Raw genomic sequence first — 18743 nt, forward strand, 5'->3', positions numbered from 1 at the left:
CTGAGACATATTAACAATCTGAAACAGATTTTAATATGTCTTCCAGGCGGTTTTCAAAAATATTGTATGTCTTCTGCCGGTGCGCACAGCCATTCATGTAAAGCGTACCTTCGCAGTCAAAGCTGACTGCGCAGCCATGAGCGGACACCATTGAGTCAATGGTAAGAACATCTTGAAGGACGTCCATAATGATCAACGGATACTTTTGCGATTTCCGAACATCCACCACATGTCGGTAGACCTGCATTTGGGTTTTCTCACTGCATGACCCGTCAGATAAAACAAAAGCAAACTGCGGGTGTGCGTACAAGATCTCCGGTATCCACTGCCCTTTTAAAAGTTTCTGGCTGTCATTCTCGCTGTAACGGGTATAGATGCCGTAGAGAAGCTTCTCATCCCGCATAATTCTGCAATTTTCTTCAGTCATATCATTATCATGCACAACCGGCATGACGTTTTTACAGTCCCTTAACCTTTGAGCAATATCAACGGAAAGCTGCTGATCTTTCAGGAACAGGACAAAAGCACTCTTGGGATGTCCGCCAAAAAGCGGAAGAATATGAGAAATATCTTTGTCTTTGTAAAAGATCAGGTAGGTATAGATTCCCAAAGTCTCTCCCTGATCTACAATATCATCATATATCCGAGATTGGGACAAAAGGCGCCGGCCGGAAATATGAAGGGAGACGGCCCAAGGTATATTATAGCCTTCCCGCTTTTCAATTTCCCGCATTTTTTTAACGCCTTTTGTGCAGCCATTATAACCAATATTCATTCCAAAGGTCAGGAGCATATTCTGATCCACATGAGAGAGTATATCTTCCAATCCGTCATAATAGGCGCTGTTCTCCTGCTGGAGCATGGTCTGAGCCATGTCAAGGAAATGATTTTTAGAATCGCCCTTTGAGCAACGCACGCCCCAGTCCACAAGATTGCGCACCGCCCGGCGGGGTGATGACGCCATATCCGCCATCACCCTTTTTACCATCCCCTCAATTAGTACCCGGTTTATATCCCCTTGCATCCGTATACCCCTTCTTAACCTTTAATGATCAGTCTTTTTTAGCTTCTAACGTTTTCTCCCAGATCTGCTCTGCTTCTGGTTTCCAGTTTTGCGCATAAGGAACACATCTGTCGCAGAGAGTATCAACGTCTTCCGGAGATTCATAATCTGTGGACTTAGCGTTGCTATCTTTAACCATTGCTCTTAACTTCTCTGGATTCTCAAGCATCGGGCAAGGACGGAGCATATTATCATTAAACGGCTGTCCGTCATGATATGCCATAAAGAGCGGGCTCTTTAACGCATCAAGCAGTGAAGACTCACGGATATTTGTGTTGGAGTAGTGAATAAATACACACGGTTCCACGTCACCTCTGGCGTTAATGTGGAGGTAACGGCGGCCGCCGGCGATACATCCGCCAACATACTCGGCATCATTCTGGAAATCCATGGAAAAGATGGCTTTTGTCCCTCTGAACTCACGGATGCGCTGATATACCTCCGCTCTCTGATCCGGTTTCGGAAGAAGATCTGTAGCCGCGCCATTGCCTACCGGCATATAGTGGAAGAACCAGATAAACAGAGCGCCGGCGTCAATGATCATATCGAAGAACTCCTCGCTGGTGAGATCCTTATAATTCTGGCTTGTGTAGCATGCGGAAATACCAAAAGGCAGTTTATGCTCTTTGAGCAGTCTCATGGCATTTCTTACTTTATCGTAAACACCGTTTCCACGGCGTCCGTCATTGGCAGTCTCAAAACCTTCCAGGCTGATTGCCGGAACAAAGTTTTTCACACGAAGCATTTCTTTGCAGAACTCTTCGTCAATAAGTGTACCGTTTGTAAAGCTCAAGAACTCACAATCAGAATGTTTTTCGCAAAGGGCGATAATGTCTTTCTTTCTTACAAGAGGCTCGCCGCCAGTGAAAATATACATATATGTACCTAATGCTTTACCCTGAGTAACAATGGAATCCAGCTCCTCAAAACTTAAATTCAGACGGTTGCCATACTCAGCGGCCCAACATCCTGTGCAATGAAGGTTACATGCGGAAGTAGGATCGAGGAGAATCGCCCATGGCACATTACATCCTTCTTTTTCCATAATCTCTTCCTGAACAGCACTTCCTGAAAGGCTGGCGTTAACAATGAAGTTTTTAAAGAAGGCATTCCGTACACCTGGATCCAGTTCCCAAACTCTGAGCATTAACTGATACCAGTTTCCTTTTTCCTCAATAACATTTCGGAATGCGTTTCTCTGAGACACATACCATCCGTCCGGAACAACCTTATCTACAAGGTTCATAACTTTAGGAATGTTTGTCTCAGGATCTTTATCCAGATACTGCAGCGCTTTTGTCAGCGCAACACCAATTGCGGCATTTTTGGCTTTTTCTACCAGACTGCTCATACTTAATCTCTCCTTTTAATTAGCTATCTTTTGTAACCATGTCTTATGATAAATCTCAACTTCAAAAAAGTCATGGGACATTTTGGAAAAACTGTCCAAAAATCGGACAAGAGAAAAAATCTGGGCAATAATCGGATAAACAACGCTCTTACAGGCGTATTTCACAAAAACAGACGCCTGCAAGGTACACTCCCTCACAGACGTCTGTGACTTTTATACAACAGTAAATATTTTATTCACTTTCAACCAAGGTCTCGGTCTCTTCCGTCTCGGAAGCGCTGCTGTCCACGGTCTGATTCTGAGTATCTGAAGTTTCTTTGCTGTCTGCAGTCTCCTCAGTATCTGCGGTGTCACTTGTATCCGTCTCATCATTGATATAGAGATAATTCAGATGATGTCCGTCATCAATCACTTCATAATCTCCCAGAAGTCCGTTGATATATTCAGTAACCCGCTCAGTCGCCAAAGTTCCGGCGATATCTGAGGAATCTGTCTCCAGATCATATGGAGTTTTGCTGTCAAAAACAACGATAAAGCAGGCGTCATTACTCTCATCCCGGTAAACCATAATATCGTTTGCCTGACGGCTATCATCAGAGAGCCAATCAAAATAATTGGAGCTGATCGTCGCGGATGTTCCTCCGGTAACTACTGTAGGATCACTCTCATTCTCAGGATCGTAGCTGTCCTTGGCGCTTTCCCTGGCATACTCATAACAAAGTTCCCGCCAGTCCTCGCCGTCACTGAAACGGTCGGCCATCTCGTTGGCCCGCTCCTCCACTTCGTCCAGAGCCGCTTCTCTTTCTTCATCTGTAGCGTCATCTTCTACATCCGCCGGCATGGAATAGAGACGGTAATCAATAGTATCATAGCTTTCCGGATCAGCCTCATAAGCCTCCTGCACTTCTTCATCTGTGGCCGCGTTATCTTCAATGAGCTGATTGTAATAAGCCTCATAGGTGAGATATTCTTTTACGAAAGGCTCTATACGCTTCTCAGTAGCAAATTCTCCAAAAGCATGCTCATAGTAATAACTTGCACTTACGCCCTGGCTGCTGATGGTTGAATCAATAGCACTCATATAAGTATCATAGTCGCTGGTCACATCATATTCAAATCCCTGAGCCGCCGCATCGTCATTTAACGCTTTTACCGTCTGGATGGCAGATACGGCATTCTGAGTAAAATAATCCGCCCAGGTCATATTGCTGTCATAAATATATGCCTGCTCGTCCAGAGGGGAGGATGTATCCAGGCCCATAAAGAGCAGTGAGTCTGAGTTCTGGGAAAGGAAATTATTAGTGATGGTATTATAATAATAGTCAAATTCCACCTTTGTAACTTCGTGATCTCCCACCTTTATATAAGTTCTGTCCAATGCATTGTAGCGCTTAACAAAATAGACACACACGACCACAACAGCGAACACAACGATCACGCCAACAATAAACCAGAATGTCCAGTCTTTTTTCTGTTCAGTGCCTTTCTTCCGGTTTCCGGATGCTCCCGCACCGAATACGGAGCTGTGATTTGCCTTACTACTTGTTCCCATAATATTATGCGGCTTATGCCACGCCTCCTTTATATTTTATCATTTTGCATTTTCTTATCATACCATGAATCCGGCAATTTTTAAAGACATTTCACCATTTTTTCAAAAAAGGGCGTAACTATTCAGCCATGCGGCTGGTTTAATAAAAATACGGCGCAAGTTTACTTGCAGAGGATTTTTTTATTAAACCAGACATATGGCGTTTAGCCATAATCGAGGATTCAGCCGCGCAAGCGGCGGTAAAGCAGCGTTAGCTGCGGGAATCCGAGAGGCATGGCTGAATAGTTACAAAGGCCATCACTTTAACACAACTCTCTTAAAATTTTTCTTTCCCCGTTTTACAATAATGCCTTCGCCCTCAAGAGCTTCCCCGGCAAACACCTTTTTAAAATCGTCGATCTTTTCGCCGTCAACAGTGACGCCTCCCTGCTGCACAGCTCTGCGGCCTTCGGAGCGGGATGGTACAAGTCCGGATTTTACAAGAATGCTGACAATATCCAGACCGCCATTTTCCAGGTCATCTTCCGTCAGGGTACTTGTGGGCATTTGCTGAGAGTTTCCGGAAGCAAAAAGGCTGCGGGCGCTGTCCATAGCCGCCTGTGCTTCCTCCTCACCGTGTACAAGCTTTGTCAGTTCAAAAGCCAGGATTTCCTTGGCCTTATTTAACTGGCTGCCTTCCCAGGAATCCATAGCGTCAATCTCTTCCAGCGGAAGGAATGTAAGCATGCGGATAAAGCGAAGAACATCTGCATCCGCCACATTGCGCCAGTACTGGTAAAAATCAAAAGGTGATGTCTTTTTCGGATCCAGCCATACGGCACCTTTCTGAGTTTTACCCATCTTTTTGCCCTCGGAATTTAATAAAAGGGTAATCGTCATAGCATAGGCATCTTTGCCCAGCTTTCTGCGAATCAGCTCAGTTCCTCCAAGCATATTGCTCCACTGATCATCCCCTCCAAACTGCATATTACATCCATATTTCTGGAACAGCATGTAAAAATCGTAGCTCTGCATGATCATGTAATTAAACTCAAGGAAGCTCAATCCTTTTTCCATGCGCTGCTTGTAGCATTCTGCTGTCAACATCCGGTTGACGCTGAAATGCGCGCCCACTTCTCTTAACAGCTCTATATAATTTAATTTTAAAAGCCAGTCAGCATTGTTGACCATTAACGCTTTTCCATCGGAAAAATCAATAAAACGGCTCATCTGCTCTTTAAAACAGTCACAGTTGTGCTGGATCACTTCCGGTGTCATCATGGAGCGCATATCCGTTCTTCCCGACGGATCGCCAATATAGCCTGTACCGCCGCCGATCAGGGCGATCGGCTTATTTCCCGCCATCTGAAGACGTTTCATCAGGCAAAGGGCCATAAAATGTCCCACATGGAGACTGTCGGCAGTTGGGTCAAACCCAATATAAAATGTTGCCTTTCCGTTGTTTACCAGTTCCCGGATCTCCTCCTCATCTGTAAGCTGAGCCAAAAGACCTCTGGCTTTTAATTCCTCGAAAATTTTCATTTAATCTACCTCCTGTTTTATACACATTTTTCACGGGGATTTTAGCTTGTTCTCCACAGGAGCGCACTCCCCGCAAAAGAGTTTTATATCACAAAAAGCGCGTTTTCCTGTGATATAAAAAAGTCCTTTTATATGATCTCTCATATAAAAGGACGAAAAATTTCGTGTTACCACCTTTTTTCACAGCCGGCTTGCACCAGACTGCCTCAGAAAGTACGGCTTGATCCCACACTTTAACACTGTAGGAAAACTGCTAAAGTCTGAAAAAAAACGATACTCCTGCCTGCTAACGGTAGCACTCCGTCACATCCTAATCACCGGCCAAAGCCAGGCTTTCAGTGTGAAGCTTGGGGATGTATTCATCTGTGTCTATGCCTGCGCCTCTCACCATCCGGCAACTCTCTGTAGGTGTCCACACAAATTACTTATTCCCTTCACAGCCTGTAACTCATATAAAGTTTCTGAAAAACATTCCGCTGTGTAAAGACTGTTTTAAATCTATCACAAACATCCCGGATTGTCAAGCGTCATCTTCAGTTTCTTCCTGTCTTAATCCAATAGCGCTTGTCACAGGAAGTGAGAAGACAATCGTATGGTTTTTAGTGCCAAGGCCGCATTTTTCCATGATCGCCCTCATAATATCATTCTTCTGACTCGTCTTTGTAACAATAAGTACCATCTCTTTCTCCTCAGCCAGAGATATGCCCAGGAACTTTTTCGCCCTCTCCATACCTGTGCCCTTGGCATGAAGGACTGTACCGCCGCCGGCATTAGCCCCGCGGGCCGCGTCCATAACTTCGTCCATACTTCCCTGATCGGCAATAGCCACTAACAGCTCATATTCTGTTCCTTTCAACTGCGATTCCTCCTCTTTTTCATAGGGCTGATTCTGGATCAGAAATTGGAGTACTTTCTTCCCCCCAACACTTCCCATGGGAATAATAAAGGCAATACCTGTACCTGCCACGTCAATCTGCATCTCCTGAATCAAACCGTGTTTTAATTGCTTCCACATCTGTCCGGTCACAACACAGGCCGTCACCACTTTTTCAGAGGCTTCCAGGCCGAAATAATCCAGTATAGCACTGTTGGCCGTCCCTCTGGCAAGAGATCCGAAAACAACGAAGCTCCCATGTCTTTGAAAGAAATCCTGAAACTTATTCCTCATATTACGATTACTGATGGTCACCATTAAATATAATCTGCTCATAGGCATCTCCCTTATAATTCGATAATATCATCATCACCATAAGCTTCCAGAGGAAGAACTTCATATACGACAGTTCTTGAAATATTTTCCGACTTGCGTGTATCTTTGATCTTGTAGATCAAACCCAGGATCTGTATAGTGATGAGCGGCGTCATGGCAACCATGGCTACAACGCCAAAAGCATCCGTAACAACATTTCCGCCGGCGGCCTCACAGGCGCCCATAGCAAAAGGCAGCAAAAATGTGGCTGTCATCGGTCCGGAGGCAACCCCGCCAGAGTCAAAGGCAATCGCAGTGAAAATCTTTGGCACAAACTTTGCCAAAATCAGCGCCAGCAGATAACCAGGAATCAAAAACCAGAATATGGAAATACCTGTAAGTACCCGGATCATCGCCAGGCCCAGGGATATAGCTACGCCCACAGAAAGGCTCAGACCCATAGCTTTTCCGGAGATGGCCCCGGAAGTCAGTTCTTCTACCTGTTCCCTGAGGACATAAACAGCCGGCTCGGCTCTTACAATAAAATAACCGATGAGCATTCCGATAGGAATAATGACCCACGCGTAGGGAAGTCCGGCGATCACCTGACCAAGATAATTTCCGGCAGGCATAAAGCCTACATTGACTCCGGTAAGGAACAGAACCAGACCGATGTATGTATAGGCAATACCAATAATAATCTTCACAATAGATTTCTTGTTCAGATGAAGTGAGAAAAGCTGAAACAGGGCAAAAAAGACAACAATAGGCAGCAATGACACAAAAATCTCCTGCATGTAGTGGGGAATCCCTTCCGCAAAGAGCCGTCCCATCTCTATGGAATTGTCCGCATCAGGAATAACCGTCTGAGTATACACGCCCCCATCGGGATGATAGATCATTCCCAGGACAAGCACCGCAAGGATCGGCCCGATGGAGCATAAAGATACAAGGCCGAAACTGTCATTCTCCGCGTGTTTATCGCTTCGCACCGCGGAAAAACCAATACCCAGGGCCATAATAAAAGGCACTGTCATAGGGCCTGTGGTCACGCCGCCCGAATCGAAGGCCACTGCAATAAAGTCCTCCGGCACAAAAAACGCGATAATAAATACAATAGGATACAATATCCAGAGCATATAAGACAGGGGAATCCCCAGCAGCATTCTTAAAATAGCCGCCACAAGAAAAATTCCCACCCCCGCCGCCACCGCCACGATCAGCGTCATGTCAGGCACCGACGGAACCTGTCCGGCCAGAACCTGAAGATCCGGTTCAGATATGGTGATTATAAAACCGAGGATAAAACAGATAAGGGCGACAATACCAACTTTCTTTGTCTTTGCCATCCGGGTACCCATCCGCTCCCCCATGGGCGTCATGGCCATCTCAGCTCCCAATGTAAAAAACATCATTCCGACAATCAGCAAAACAGCTCCAATAATAAAAGCCATTAAAATACTGTTGGATATGGGCGCTATGGTAAAACACAGCAGCATCACAATACCAATAATTGGCAGCACAGCCTCAAGGGCCTCTTTGAGTTTCTCAAGCAATTTTGTTTGGTATGATCTCAATACGCGCTCATTCCTTTCTCTTTTTGGCAGTATATAATCTAAGACTGACCCGCCGTTTTTTAGGTGGGATTTGGACCAGCTTTATCTGGCACAATACATCTTTTGTCTGATATATACTGTGGTTGTCGGGTTACAAAGAGTATAATACAAAGAACAGTCCTCACCTGGGGATGTGTGCCAAAGGCACTGTAGGAAAAGCCAAATGGACACGCGAGCGCGTCTGCTTGGCTCACTGCCCGCGAAAATAAAACACCTTTGTTTGGGAAATATTTAGATGAATAAATATTGAAGACAAAAAACTGCCTGTTTATCTTACGAAAAACGAGAAAAAAGAATGTTTTCACACAAATTCACGAACGCTCTGCTCACTTGGAAGAACCGTTCCTGCATAATACATTTTTTATTATACACGAAAAATCACTTTTGGAAAAGAGGCTTTTTTGTTTTTTTGAAAAACACGCATCAGCCCACGCCATCTGCGAAACCGCGCCGCTCCTTGCTTATGCCCTTTCTTTGCGTATATCCCGTCCCGGCCTATCAGGCAATGATGTCTGTTGAAAAGAAAAGCAGGGGCCAAAAGCCCCTGCTCAAAGTATCTGTCAAAATCTAACAATCACAGCAGATTTTAAACCACTTATTCAAATTTAATTGCTTTATTTGTTCTGGCAGATTCTCTGACAGCATCCAGGAAGCGGAGAATACGGCGCACCTGATCATTTTTAACCATCAGTTCTTCTTTGCCATAATAAGCGTTAATGAAATTTACAAAATAATCTCTGTGGGAACACTCTACATCCGGCAGCGGCTCTTCATAGAGAAGACCTGGTTCTGGCGGTCCAAAGCTTCTTGTGGGGCCTGCGGCTGTCATAGTGATCTTTCCGGGAACATTTTCCAGAAGATGTTTTGTGCGGACGATCTTGCCTGCGCCGGAGAAATCGTCGATTATAGCGCTGCCCTTATTTCCGCCGATAAACCATCCGCGCTTCGGTGTGAGATAGTATGTACCAAGCTCAATCTCAGCAGTAATATTATTTTTAAAGCGAACGATAATGTTAAAATAGTCATCTACTTTCTCATTGATAACATTTTTAACATCGGCAAAAATGGTGTCAATCTCACTTGGAACCATCTGGAGAATCTGGTCGATGAGATGTACGCCCCAGTCATAAAGCATTCCGCCGCCCATCTCAGGGTAAATATGCCAGTCATGCATATTTCCGTTAACACCATAAAGCTGAGATTTGATAATATAAACATCGCCCACAAGGTTCTGATCAAACACAGCTTTCATGCGGCGGTAATCATAATCCCATCTTCTCTGATGATGGATGGTAAACATGACATTACACTCTTGTGTCACTTTAACCATCTCGTCAAATTCCGCAACGCTCATTGCCGCCGGTTTCTCGCAGATAATGTGCTTGCCTGCTCTGGCAGCTTTGACCGTCATCTCTTTGTGCAGAGGATTTGGAACTGAAATAATAACAACATTAATATCCTCTTTTAATAAATCATCAGCGTTATCATAGATCTTAACGCCTGCTGGAACATCGGTGAGCTGTTCTGGGTTTGTATCACATACAGCCACAAGTTCCATTTCGTCAAAACTCTGAACCATGTCCGCATGATTGTGCCCCATAAAACCAAAGCCAATGATACCAACTTTAATCTTCTCCATGTCACTTACCTCCTGTTTTACAAATCAGCACGACTGGGAATCCTATGAGTTGCCTGACAAATGGGCATGATATACAAACTGAATAAATTTCCCACTCCATGCACTATTATTATAATACCATTTCACCAAGGGTACGTCAATGAAATTTCTGAAACAGAAAAGTAAATATATCACCTTTCGTTACTATTCGCAGCAGTGGGAAGCACTTGCTGTTTCCCGCATAAAACAGAGATTCAGTCTGCAGACAATACGGCCGCTTTCATCTTCCTCACATAGTCGGCCACATAGGGAACGCAGTCTTCCTTATACTCCTCACAGATTTTGACAATGGCGCTCCCAACAATAACGCCGTCACAGACTCCGGCCATCTTTTTTGCCTGGTCGGAAGTAGAAATTCCAAAGCCGACGGCACACGGAATATCCTTCTGCGCTTTGACAAGGCCTATCATCTGGCCTATATCCGTAGTAATCTCGCTGCGCATCCCCGTAACTCCCAGGGAAGATACGCAATATACAAATCCCGAAGCTTCCCTTGCGATCATTGAAATACGCTCATGGGATGTCGGGGCGATGAGGGAGATGAGATCCAGGCCAAATTCTTTACATACCTGGTCAAACTCTTCTTTCTCCTCATAGGGCACATCCGGCAGGATCAGGCCGTCCATACCAAGGGCCGCCGCCCGCTCTATAAACCGGCGGGTACCATAGGAAAATACCACGTTGGCGTAAGTCATAAACACCATAGGCACCTGAGTCTCTTTCCGGATCTGTTCCACCATCAAAAAAATCTTATCTGTTGTCGCGCCGCCCGCCAGGGCCCGTGTGCTGGCCGCCTGGATCACGGGACCTTCCGCCGTAGGATCGGAAAAAGGAATTCCAAGCTCAATAAGATCCGCACCAGCCTCGGCCATAGCCAGCACAAGCTGACGGCTCACATCAAGGTTTGGGTCACCACAGGTAATAAACGGTATAAATGCTTTTTTATTTTCAAAGGCTTTACCAATTTTACTCATAAATATCCTCCCCTCTGTATCTGGCAATGGCCGCACAATCCTTATCCCCCCGGCCTGATAAATTAATGACCATGATCTTGTCCGGCCCCATTTCCGGCGCCAGTTTCTTTGCGTATGCCACAGCGTGAGCGCTCTCAATCGCCGGGATGATCCCCTCCGTCCTGGAGAGATATTCAAAAGCATCCACAGCCTCGTCATCGGTGACAGCCACATACTCTGCCCGGCCTATATCATAAAGATGCGCATGTTCCGGCCCTATACCCGGATAGTCAAGGCCTGCGGAAATGGAATACACCGGAGCAATCTGTCCATATTCGTCCTGACAAAAATAGGATTTCATGCCGTGGAAGATACCAAGTTTTCCCGTGGCGATAGTGGCCGCCGTCTGAGCCGTATTCACGCCGCGGCCCGCGGCCTCACAGCCAATGAGGCGCACACTTTCATCTTCAATAAAATGATAAAAAGCGCCGATGGCGTTGGAGCCTCCCCCCACACAGGCCAGTACCGCATCCGGCAGCCGTCCTTCTTTTTCAAGGACCTGCTCTTTAATTTCTTTGGAAATCACCGCTTGAAAATCCCGGACAATGGTTGGGAAAGGATGGGGGCCCATCACTGAACCGAGGACATAATGGGTATCTGAGATACGGTTCGTCCACTCTCTCATCGTTTCAGAGACAGCATCCTTTAATGTCCCTGTCCCGGAAGATACCGGATGAACCTTGGCCCCAAGAAGACGCATGCGGTACACATTCAGCGCCTGACGTTTTGTGTCTTTCTCGCCCATAAAAATTTCACATTCCATATCCATAAGCGCCGCCACCGTGGCTGTAGCCACACCATGCTGCCCTGCTCCCGTCTCGGCAATCACCCGGTTCTTTCCCATTTTTTTCGCCAAAAGCACCTGTCCGATCACGTTGTTGATCTTGTGGGCCCCGGTATGGTTTAAATCTTCCCTCTTTAAATAAATCCTGGCCCCGCCAAGATCCCTGGTCATACGTCCGGCATAATAAAGCCTTGAAGGCCGCCCCGCATAGTTATTCAGCAGATCTGTAAGTTCCCGGTTAAAGTCACTGTCATTTTTATAGTGATCATAGGCTTCTTCCAGCTCAATGACTGCGTTCATCAGTGTTTCGGGAATATACTGACCGCCGTGTATTCCAAATCTTCCTCTTGACATTTTCCTACTTCCTTTCATCTGTTTTTTCGGAGAATATCTACGATCCGACAGATCTTATCTCCATCTTTTCTTCCATCAGTCTCTACGCCGCTGCTCACATCCATTCCCCAGGGATGGAGCGCCTCCCGCGCCTGCCAGATGTTTTCTTCATTTAGGCCGCCTGCCAGAAAGTAAGGGCGGTCCATCATTTTCGGCAAAGTCCAGTCAAAAACCTTGCCATCCCCGGCGCCGCCGTCTAAAAGTACCATATCCGCGCTGCTCTTTCCGGCGGCCAGTATATCTTCCTTGCTTTTTATTTTAAAAGCTTTAATGATCACTGCTCCTTTTGGCACCAGCCCCCTGAGGCGGCGAATATAATCTTCATCCTCACTGCCATGGAGCTGTGCGGCTCCGATAATCCTCTCATTTAATAGCTGTCCCACCAAAGCCTCATCTTCATCCACAAAAACCCCTACGGCCACAATCCGTTTATCCAGCATGGATGAAAGCAGCCTCAGCCGGCTGGGTGTAATATTTCGTTTACTCTTTGGATAATTGACAATAAATCCGGCATAATCGGGAAGCGCCATGTTGACACAGGCAATATCCTCTTCACGGCTGAGCCCGCATATTTTAATCCGGGTCATAGGCACTGCTCCTTCCGGCAAGATAATCAAGCATCTTCTTTTTATTTTTCGCCCGCATCAGTGTTTCACCGATCAGCACCGCGTCTGTGCCGTTAAGCTTTAGAGCTTTCACATCTTCCGCTGTCTTTATACCGCTTTCGGAGACAAACAGAGTATTTTCCGGTGCCAGATCCTTCAGCCGCCGGCTGTTTTCAAGGTTCACTGAAAAATCTTTAAGATTTCGGTTGTTAACGCCAACAATCTTGGCCCCCGCCTTTGCGGATCTTAAAACCTCCTCAGGGGTATGAGCCTCCACCAGGGCGTCCATCCCAAGTTCATTTGCGAGCTGGATGCCATCTTTAAGGCAGGCGTCGTCCAGTATGGCGCAGATGAGAAGCACAGCGCCGGCGCCCAAAGCCTTGGCCTCATAAATCATATATGGATCGACAGTGAAATCTTTTCTCAAAACAGGAATACTGACTGCGGCGGCAATTCCTTTTAAATAATCATTCCTTCCAAGAAACCAGAAAGGCTCTGTAAGACAGGAAATAGCTGCCGCCCCGGCAGTTTCATAATCCAAAGCGATGGCCAGCCATGGGAAATCTTTGGCAATGATCCCTTTGGACGGGGATGCCTTTTTAACTTCACATATAAAGGCCAGCTCCGGTCCATTAAGAGCGTCAAAAAACCTGTGGGTCCGGGGATCTTCTTTCAGGCGGCAACGCGCTTTTTTCTCCATCTCCTCTAAGGATATCTTTCTTTTTTGTTCTTCCACCCGATCTTTTGTCTTTTTTGCTATTTCCTCAAGTATATTCATAAAATCTCCTATCTTTTTATCTGCCGGTATGTATCCCGGCCAGGCTTTGATTCATTCCCTCAATCCGCTGTCTTATTGCTCTCCCGGACAAAATCTTCCAGCACTTTCTTTGCCGATCCATCGTCAATAAGCTGTTGGGCCATCCTAACGCCTGATGCCATATCCGGCGCCGCCCCTGTAATATAAAGGGCTGCTCCCGCGTTTAAACACACGGCCTGGCGTTTCGGTCCCCGTTCCCTGCCATCCAGGATATCCCGTGTGATCATGGCATTTTGGGCCGGTGTACCTCCGGTCAGCTCCTCTTTTGAACAGCGTTCATAGCCAAACTGTTCCGGTGTAATCACATAGGACTGGAACCATCCGTCTTTGATCTCGCAGACCGATGTTGGCGCGCTCATTGAGATTTCATCCAGCTTATCCTGTCCGTAAACAACCATTCCCCGGACAACGCCAAGCTTTGCCATAACCTGGGCCAAAGGCTCCACCAATGCTTCCTCATAGACGCCCATAAGCTCCATATTGGCGCCCGCCGGGTTGGACAGCGGCCCCAATATATTAAATACCGTCCGTATGCCAAGTTCTTTTCGTATGGGCGCCACGTATTTCATGGCAATGTGATAATTCTGAGCAAATAAAAAACAGATATTGATCTTTTTTAACAGTCTGGCACTGTGTTCCGGGGAAAGGTTGATCTTTACCCCAAGAGCCTCCAAAACATCGGCTGCCCCGGATTTCGACGATGCTGCCCGGTTGCCGTGTTTTGCCACGGGAACCCCCGCCGCCGCAATAACAAGAGCGCTTGTGGTGGAAATATTAAATGAATTGGCCCCGTCGCCTCCCGTCCCAACAATTTCCAGAACATTCATATCATGGAGAAGTTTGATACAGTGAGCCCGCATTCCCGCTGCGGAGGCGGTAATCTCATCAATTGTCTCGCCTTTCATGGAGAGAGCTGTCAGGTAGGCAGACATCTGCACATCTGTGGCCCGCCCTTCCATGATCTCGTCCATAACAGTCTGAGCTTCCTCAAATGTCAGATCCTCTTTCCGGGCTAATTTAATAATTGCATCTTTAATCATTACCTTGACCTCCTTTAAATTCCGTCTGCAACCTTGCGATATTCAAAAAATTTTGGATCATGGTCCTGCCATCCCTGGTCATCACGGACTCAGGATGGAACTGTACACCATACACCGGCAGGTCCTTATGAGCGATAGCCATGATCTCCTGATCATCGGTCCAGGCTGTCACCTGAAGACATCGTGGAAGATCTTCCCTGACAGCACACAGTGAGTGGTAGCGGGCCACAGGAATCTGCCCCGAAAGCCCCTGAAACAGCGGGCAGCTCTGATCCACAAAAATTTCAGAAACTTTGCCGTGCATTAATTCTTTTGCGTAAGATACATGGCCTCCGAAAGCCTGGCAGATGGCCTGATGTCCCAGACACACTCCAAGGACAGGGATTTTTCCGGCAAAATATTTTATAGCGTCAACACTGTAACCGGCGTCATGAGGGTGACCCGGTCCCGGAGAAATGATCAGCGCCTGGGGATTTAATTTTTCCATAGCTTCCGGCGTCATGGCATCATTGCGGATAATTTTTATATTTCCGTAAATGCTGCCGATCAGCTGATACAGGTTGTAAACAAAACTGTCGTAATTATCAATCATTAATATCATCGTATACCTCCCTGGGCAGCGGTCAAAGCCCCGATCACAGCCTGCGCTTTGTTCCGGCATTCCACAAACTCTTTTTGCGGAACACTGTCAGCCACGATCCCCGCGCCGGACTGAACGCAGATTTTACCGTTTTTCTTATAAGCCAGGCGAATGGAAATACAAGTGTCCAGATTTCCTGTAAAATCCAGGTATCCGATGGCCCCGCCATAGACGCCCCGCCGTCTTCCCTCTAGCTCTCTGATGATCTGGCACGCCCGGATTTTCGGGGCTCCGGACAAAGTGCCCGCTGGCAGGATCGCGTCCACAGCGTCCACGGCGTCTTTTCCCTCTTCAATCTCCCCGGAAACAGTAGTTCCGATATGCATAACATGGGAAAACCGCTGGATTTGCATATATTTTTCAACTTTCACACTTCCAAGGCGGCTGATCTTTCCCAGATCGTTCCGCCCCAGATCTACAAGCATGTTATGCTCCGCCCGCTCTTTCTCGTCGGCCAGAAGTTCTTTTTCAAGCCTGTCATCCTCCACATCTGTCTTTCCCCTTGGCCGGGTCCCGGCCAGAGGGAAAGTGTGCAGTACGCCATTTTCAAGCTTTGCCAGCGTTTCTGGGGATGCCCCGGCAATTTCAATATTATCGCTGGTAAAATAAAACATATATGGGGACGGATTGGTGGTGCGCAGCACCCGGTAGGCGTCAAAGAGGCTCCCTGTCGCTTTAACCTCCATAGGATTAGAGAGAACCACCTGGAAAATATCGCCCTCACGGATATAATGTCTTGCCTTTTCCACCATCGCACAGTACGCTTCTTCGGAGAAAACAGTTTCAAGATTTCCTTCCATGTGAAGAGGCTTAAAATGTGCCTTAGCTTGGCTGTCCAAAAGTTCTTCAATCCGGTCAAGCTGCCTCTCTGCCTCCCTGTAAGACATCTCCACATTTCGGGTGTTTACACCTGCAATGAGAATCAATTGCTGGCGGTAATGGTCAAAGGCGATCACCCGGTCAAAAAGCATTAAATCCACATCGCAAAAAGGACCGGATTCATCAAACAAGGCTCTTAATGAGGGCTCACCATACTGAATGTACTCATAGGAAAAATATCCCACAAGACCTCCGGTAAACGTGGGAAGCCCTTCCAGATGAGGCGTTTTATAGGCATTCAATATTTCCCGTATCATTTCTCCCGGATGCTGTGTATTAAAATACCATGTGCCCGGCCTGGAGATAATATCCATAACATCCTCCGGCAGTTCATTAAATGTCTCTGTCGCAGGGGAGAATTCCTCACTGGACTCCTCATCCTGAAAACCGGTCCGTATCCGCATTTTTCCGTTAGTACAGGTCAGCTCCAGCAGCGGGTCAAATCCCAGGAACGTATATCTTCCCCATTTTTGATGACTGTCGGCGCTCTCTAAAAGATAACAATGCCTGCTGGCAGCCCGAAGCGTACGCATCACTTCAATAGGGGTAAACCGGTCGCTGAGCAATTCCCGATACACGGGAATGCGCCGGTATGCTTTGTTTTTCGCTAATTTTCTTACTTCTTCTAAAGCCGGTTTCATCTTTGACCTCCTTGTTTAATCGCCATATCTGCTGCAGCGCGAGCTTCGCAAAGCGGTTTTTATGTCATTTCATTTGGAAACGCAGTTTTCTATGCGTCAAATACCCCGCTGCAAGCAACGGGGCAGCAAGCTAGCAGTGCCCCAAAGGGCAAAGTATTTGTTCTTTGCTCCGCTACAGTCGGTGCTAAACGTGTGCCACCGGCACACAGCACCGCCAAATGGACGCGCAAGCGCGTCCATTTGGCTCGCTGCCTGCGGGAATAAAAAAATCCGCCCATGACATAAGATATAAAATCTTATGTCAAGGACGGATGTACAATACTTGCAAATGCACTTCTTCCGCGGTGCCACCTTGATTTACGAATTAATCGTACCCTCAGCGAGATACTGACATATCTCCGGCAACTGACGTATGCCCCACGTCGCAGGATAATAAGGAAAATCTTCCCGTTCACTGCGCCCTCAGCGGTCCATTTGGCAACTTGCATCTCCATCCGGCTCTCACCTTCCCGGACTCTCTGTGGGCGCATCATTACTTTGATCTCCGCTTCAACGGTTTATCATGTAAAATTTTATTTGATTATATACTACCGCGTTAAAGTTTGTCAAGAAATTTTCTGTGTAATTTTTGTGAAAATGTGTTACAGTTCAGCCATCAGGGATAGGTGGGATGATTTATGCTTGCATAAGGATCAGCCCGCCCCATTCCTGATGAGTCCGGCGCCGGATCATGAGCAAAGGAGCGGCGGCAGCCGGAAACAAGATTCAAGACTTGCGCAACACAGACACACATGCTAGAATAAGTCGTTGTAATCTTCGCGCCGCCAGGCTGCGGCTTTGTCATATATTAGCGCCGGCTCTTTGTACATTTGCACAGCGTCCGGCGAACTGAACTATTACTCATTTTTCTTTAACAGGAGGAAATTAATATTGAAAACTTCAGATTTTTATTTTGATCTGCCCAAAGAACTCATTGCCCAAGACCCGCTCAAAGACCGCTCCGGCTCCCGGCTCATGGTATTAGATAAAAAAACAGGCGGTGTTTCCCACCACATTTTCAGGGAAATTATTGATTTTTTAAATCCAGGAGACTGTCTTGTCATTAATAACACCAAGGTGATTCCCGCCAGACTCCACGGCATCAAAGAGGATACCGGCGCTCATGTGGAAGTCCTCCTCTTAAAACGTCTGGAAAATGATGTGTGGGAAACTCTGGTAAAGCCTGGACGCAAACTCCGTCCGGGAGCGAAAATTTCTTTTGGGGACGGTCTTTTAAAGGCTGAAGTTCTGGATATTGTAGATGAGGGAAACCGGCGCATTCGCTTCACCTACGACGGTATTTTTGAGGAAATCCTCGACCGTCTGGGCGAAATGCCCCTGCCCCCTTATATTACCCACAAATTGGAAGATAAAAGCCGTTATCAGACCGTTTACGCCAAGTATGACGGTTCCGCCGCCGCTCCCACCGCCGGCCTCCATTTTACAAAAGAGCTTCTTGACGCCATCCAGGCCAAGGGAATAAAAATTGCCAACATTACTCTCCATGTTGGTCTGGGCACATTCCGCCCGGTGAAGGTGGACGATGTCACTTTGCACCACATGCACTCCGAATTTTATATGGTGGACGAAGAGGCCGCGCAAATCATTAATGAGACAAAGGATAGCGGCGGACGGGTCATCGCTGTAGGCACCACAAGCACCCGGACTCTGGAAACTGTGGCCGATGACAATGGCCATGTGCGCCCCTGCAGCGGCTGGACACAGATCTTTATCTACCCCGGCTATACCTTTAAATGTATCGACGCTCTGATCACCAATTTTCATCTGCCTGAATCCACACTCCTGATGCTGGTGTCCGCTCTGGCCTCAAAGGATATGATCTTAAACGCTTACCACATCGCCGTGGAAGAAAAATACCGTTTTTTCAGTTTTGGCGATGCCATGTTTATCCACTAAAAATT

15 protein-coding genes and 1 other annotated feature are annotated in these 18743 nt (G+C 46.8%); of the genes, 1 reads left to right on the top strand and 14 read right to left on the bottom strand.

Features of this window, described 5'->3' with window-relative positions; translation table 11 throughout:
* Positions 1–10: 10 nt before the first annotated feature.
* From HNP82_RS11395 to HNP82_RS11460, 14 genes are all read right to left on the bottom strand, one after another.
* Entirely contained in the window at positions 11–1024 is a 1014-nt protein-coding gene (locus HNP82_RS11395) for a hypothetical protein (RefSeq protein WP_183774794.1), read from the bottom strand.
* A gap of 28 nt (positions 1025–1052) precedes the next feature.
* Complete coding sequence (locus HNP82_RS11400; protein WP_183774796.1) at positions 1053–2414, bottom strand: radical SAM protein; 1362 nt, start codon at positions 2412–2414, stop codon at positions 1053–1055.
* Between the two features lie 232 nt (positions 2415–2646).
* A complete protein-coding gene (locus HNP82_RS11405) occupies positions 2647–3966 on the bottom strand; it encodes a hypothetical protein (RefSeq protein ID WP_183774798.1) in 1320 nt (439 codons plus the stop codon).
* Between the two features lie 297 nt (positions 3967–4263).
* On the bottom strand, positions 4264–5487 hold the full coding sequence (tyrS, locus tag HNP82_RS11410) for a tyrosine--tRNA ligase (protein ID WP_183774801.1): 1224 nt from the start codon (positions 5485–5487) through the stop codon (positions 4264–4266).
* A 145-nt stretch (positions 5488–5632) separates the two neighbouring features.
* Positions 5633–5934, bottom strand: a binding site (T-box leader).
* A 73-nt stretch (positions 5935–6007) separates the two neighbouring features.
* On the bottom strand, positions 6008–6697 hold the full coding sequence (locus tag HNP82_RS11415; RefSeq protein WP_183774804.1) for a P-II family nitrogen regulator: 690 nt from the start codon (positions 6695–6697) through the stop codon (positions 6008–6010).
* An 11-nt stretch (positions 6698–6708) separates the two neighbouring features.
* Complete coding sequence (locus HNP82_RS11420; RefSeq protein WP_183774807.1) at positions 6709–8253, bottom strand: DUF1538 domain-containing protein; 1545 nt, start codon at positions 8251–8253, stop codon at positions 6709–6711.
* 634 nt (positions 8254–8887) lie between these two features.
* Positions 8888–9931 carry a Gfo/Idh/MocA family protein gene (locus tag HNP82_RS11425; RefSeq protein ID WP_183774810.1) on the bottom strand — a complete coding sequence of 348 codons (1044 nt, stop codon included), beginning with the start codon at positions 9929–9931 and terminating at the stop codon, positions 8888–8890.
* Between the two features lie 233 nt (positions 9932–10164).
* Positions 10165–10944 (bottom strand): tryptophan synthase subunit alpha, encoded by a 780-nt coding sequence (gene trpA, locus HNP82_RS11430; RefSeq protein ID WP_183774813.1) that lies wholly within the window; start codon positions 10942–10944, stop codon positions 10165–10167.
* The gene (gene trpB, locus HNP82_RS11435) at positions 10937–12121 is read right to left on the bottom strand and encodes a tryptophan synthase subunit beta (protein ID WP_183774815.1); all 1185 of its coding nucleotides are present in this window, start codon (positions 12119–12121) and stop codon (positions 10937–10939) included. Before trpB ends, trpA begins: the two co-directional genes overlap by 8 nt.
* Before the next feature lie 14 nt (positions 12122–12135).
* Positions 12136–12747, bottom strand: coding sequence for a phosphoribosylanthranilate isomerase (locus HNP82_RS11440; protein ID WP_183774817.1), 612 nt, complete (start codon positions 12745–12747; stop codon positions 12136–12138).
* Positions 12734–13543, bottom strand: coding sequence for an indole-3-glycerol phosphate synthase TrpC (gene trpC / locus HNP82_RS11445; RefSeq protein ID WP_183774819.1), 810 nt, complete (start codon positions 13541–13543; stop codon positions 12734–12736). Before trpC ends, HNP82_RS11440 begins: the two co-directional genes overlap by 14 nt.
* A 59-nt stretch (positions 13544–13602) precedes the next feature.
* Positions 13603–14622 (bottom strand): anthranilate phosphoribosyltransferase, encoded by a 1020-nt coding sequence (gene trpD / locus HNP82_RS11450; protein WP_183774821.1) that lies wholly within the window; start codon positions 14620–14622, stop codon positions 13603–13605.
* Positions 14615–15223 carry an anthranilate synthase component II gene (locus tag HNP82_RS11455; protein WP_183774823.1) on the bottom strand — a complete coding sequence of 203 codons (609 nt, stop codon included), beginning with the start codon at positions 15221–15223 and terminating at the stop codon, positions 14615–14617. The genes trpD and HNP82_RS11455 overlap by 8 nt, the downstream gene beginning before the upstream one ends.
* On the bottom strand, positions 15220–16782 hold the full coding sequence (locus HNP82_RS11460; protein WP_183774825.1) for an anthranilate synthase component I family protein: 1563 nt from the start codon (positions 16780–16782) through the stop codon (positions 15220–15222). The genes HNP82_RS11455 and HNP82_RS11460 overlap by 4 nt, the downstream gene beginning before the upstream one ends.
* 930 nt (positions 16783–17712) lie before the next feature.
* Here HNP82_RS11460 and queA point away from each other — a divergent pair.
* Positions 17713–18738: a tRNA preQ1(34) S-adenosylmethionine ribosyltransferase-isomerase QueA gene (queA, locus tag HNP82_RS11465; RefSeq protein WP_183774827.1), complete on the top strand. Its 1026-nt coding sequence runs from the start codon at positions 17713–17715 to the stop codon at positions 18736–18738.
* Positions 18739–18743 lie beyond the last annotated feature (5 nt).

This window comes from Catenibacillus scindens (assembly GCF_014202115.1).
GTDB classification, from domain to species: Bacteria; Bacillota; Clostridia; order Lachnospirales; family Lachnospiraceae; genus Catenibacillus; species Catenibacillus scindens.

What these genes read in the sequence shown, in the direction of transcription:
- HNP82_RS11395 (WP_183774794.1), bottom strand. Translation starts at nt 1,024, where the DNA reads ATGCAAGGGGATATAAACCGGGTACTAATTGAGGGGATGGTAAAAAGG.
- HNP82_RS11400 (WP_183774796.1), bottom strand. Translation starts at nt 2,414, where the DNA reads ATGAGCAGTCTGGTAGAAAAAGCCAAAAATGCCGCAATTGGTGTTGCG.
- HNP82_RS11405 (WP_183774798.1), bottom strand. Translation starts at nt 3,966, where the DNA reads ATGGGAACAAGTAGTAAGGCAAATCACAGCTCCGTATTCGGTGCGGGA.
- tyrS (WP_183774801.1), bottom strand. Translation starts at nt 5,487, where the DNA reads ATGAAAATTTTCGAGGAATTAAAAGCCAGAGGTCTTTTGGCTCAGCTT.
- HNP82_RS11415 (WP_183774804.1), bottom strand. Translation starts at nt 6,697, where the DNA reads ATGAGCAGATTATATTTAATGGTGACCATCAGTAATCGTAATATGAGG.
- HNP82_RS11425 (WP_183774810.1), bottom strand. Translation starts at nt 9,931, where the DNA reads ATGGAGAAGATTAAAGTTGGTATCATTGGCTTTGGTTTTATGGGGCAC.
- trpA (WP_183774813.1), bottom strand. Translation starts at nt 10,944, where the DNA reads ATGAGTAAAATTGGTAAAGCCTTTGAAAATAAAAAAGCATTTATACCG.
- trpB (WP_183774815.1), bottom strand. Translation starts at nt 12,121, where the DNA reads ATGTCAAGAGGAAGATTTGGAATACACGGCGGTCAGTATATTCCCGAA.
- HNP82_RS11440 (WP_183774817.1), bottom strand. Translation starts at nt 12,747, where the DNA reads ATGACCCGGATTAAAATATGCGGGCTCAGCCGTGAAGAGGATATTGCC.
- trpC (WP_183774819.1), bottom strand. Translation starts at nt 13,543, where the DNA reads ATGAATATACTTGAGGAAATAGCAAAAAAGACAAAAGATCGGGTGGAA.
- trpD (WP_183774821.1), bottom strand. Translation starts at nt 14,622, where the DNA reads ATGATTAAAGATGCAATTATTAAATTAGCCCGGAAAGAGGATCTGACA.
- HNP82_RS11455 (WP_183774823.1), bottom strand. Translation starts at nt 15,223, where the DNA reads ATGATATTAATGATTGATAATTACGACAGTTTTGTTTACAACCTGTAT.
- HNP82_RS11460 (WP_183774825.1), bottom strand. Translation starts at nt 16,782, where the DNA reads ATGAAACCGGCTTTAGAAGAAGTAAGAAAATTAGCGAAAAACAAAGCA.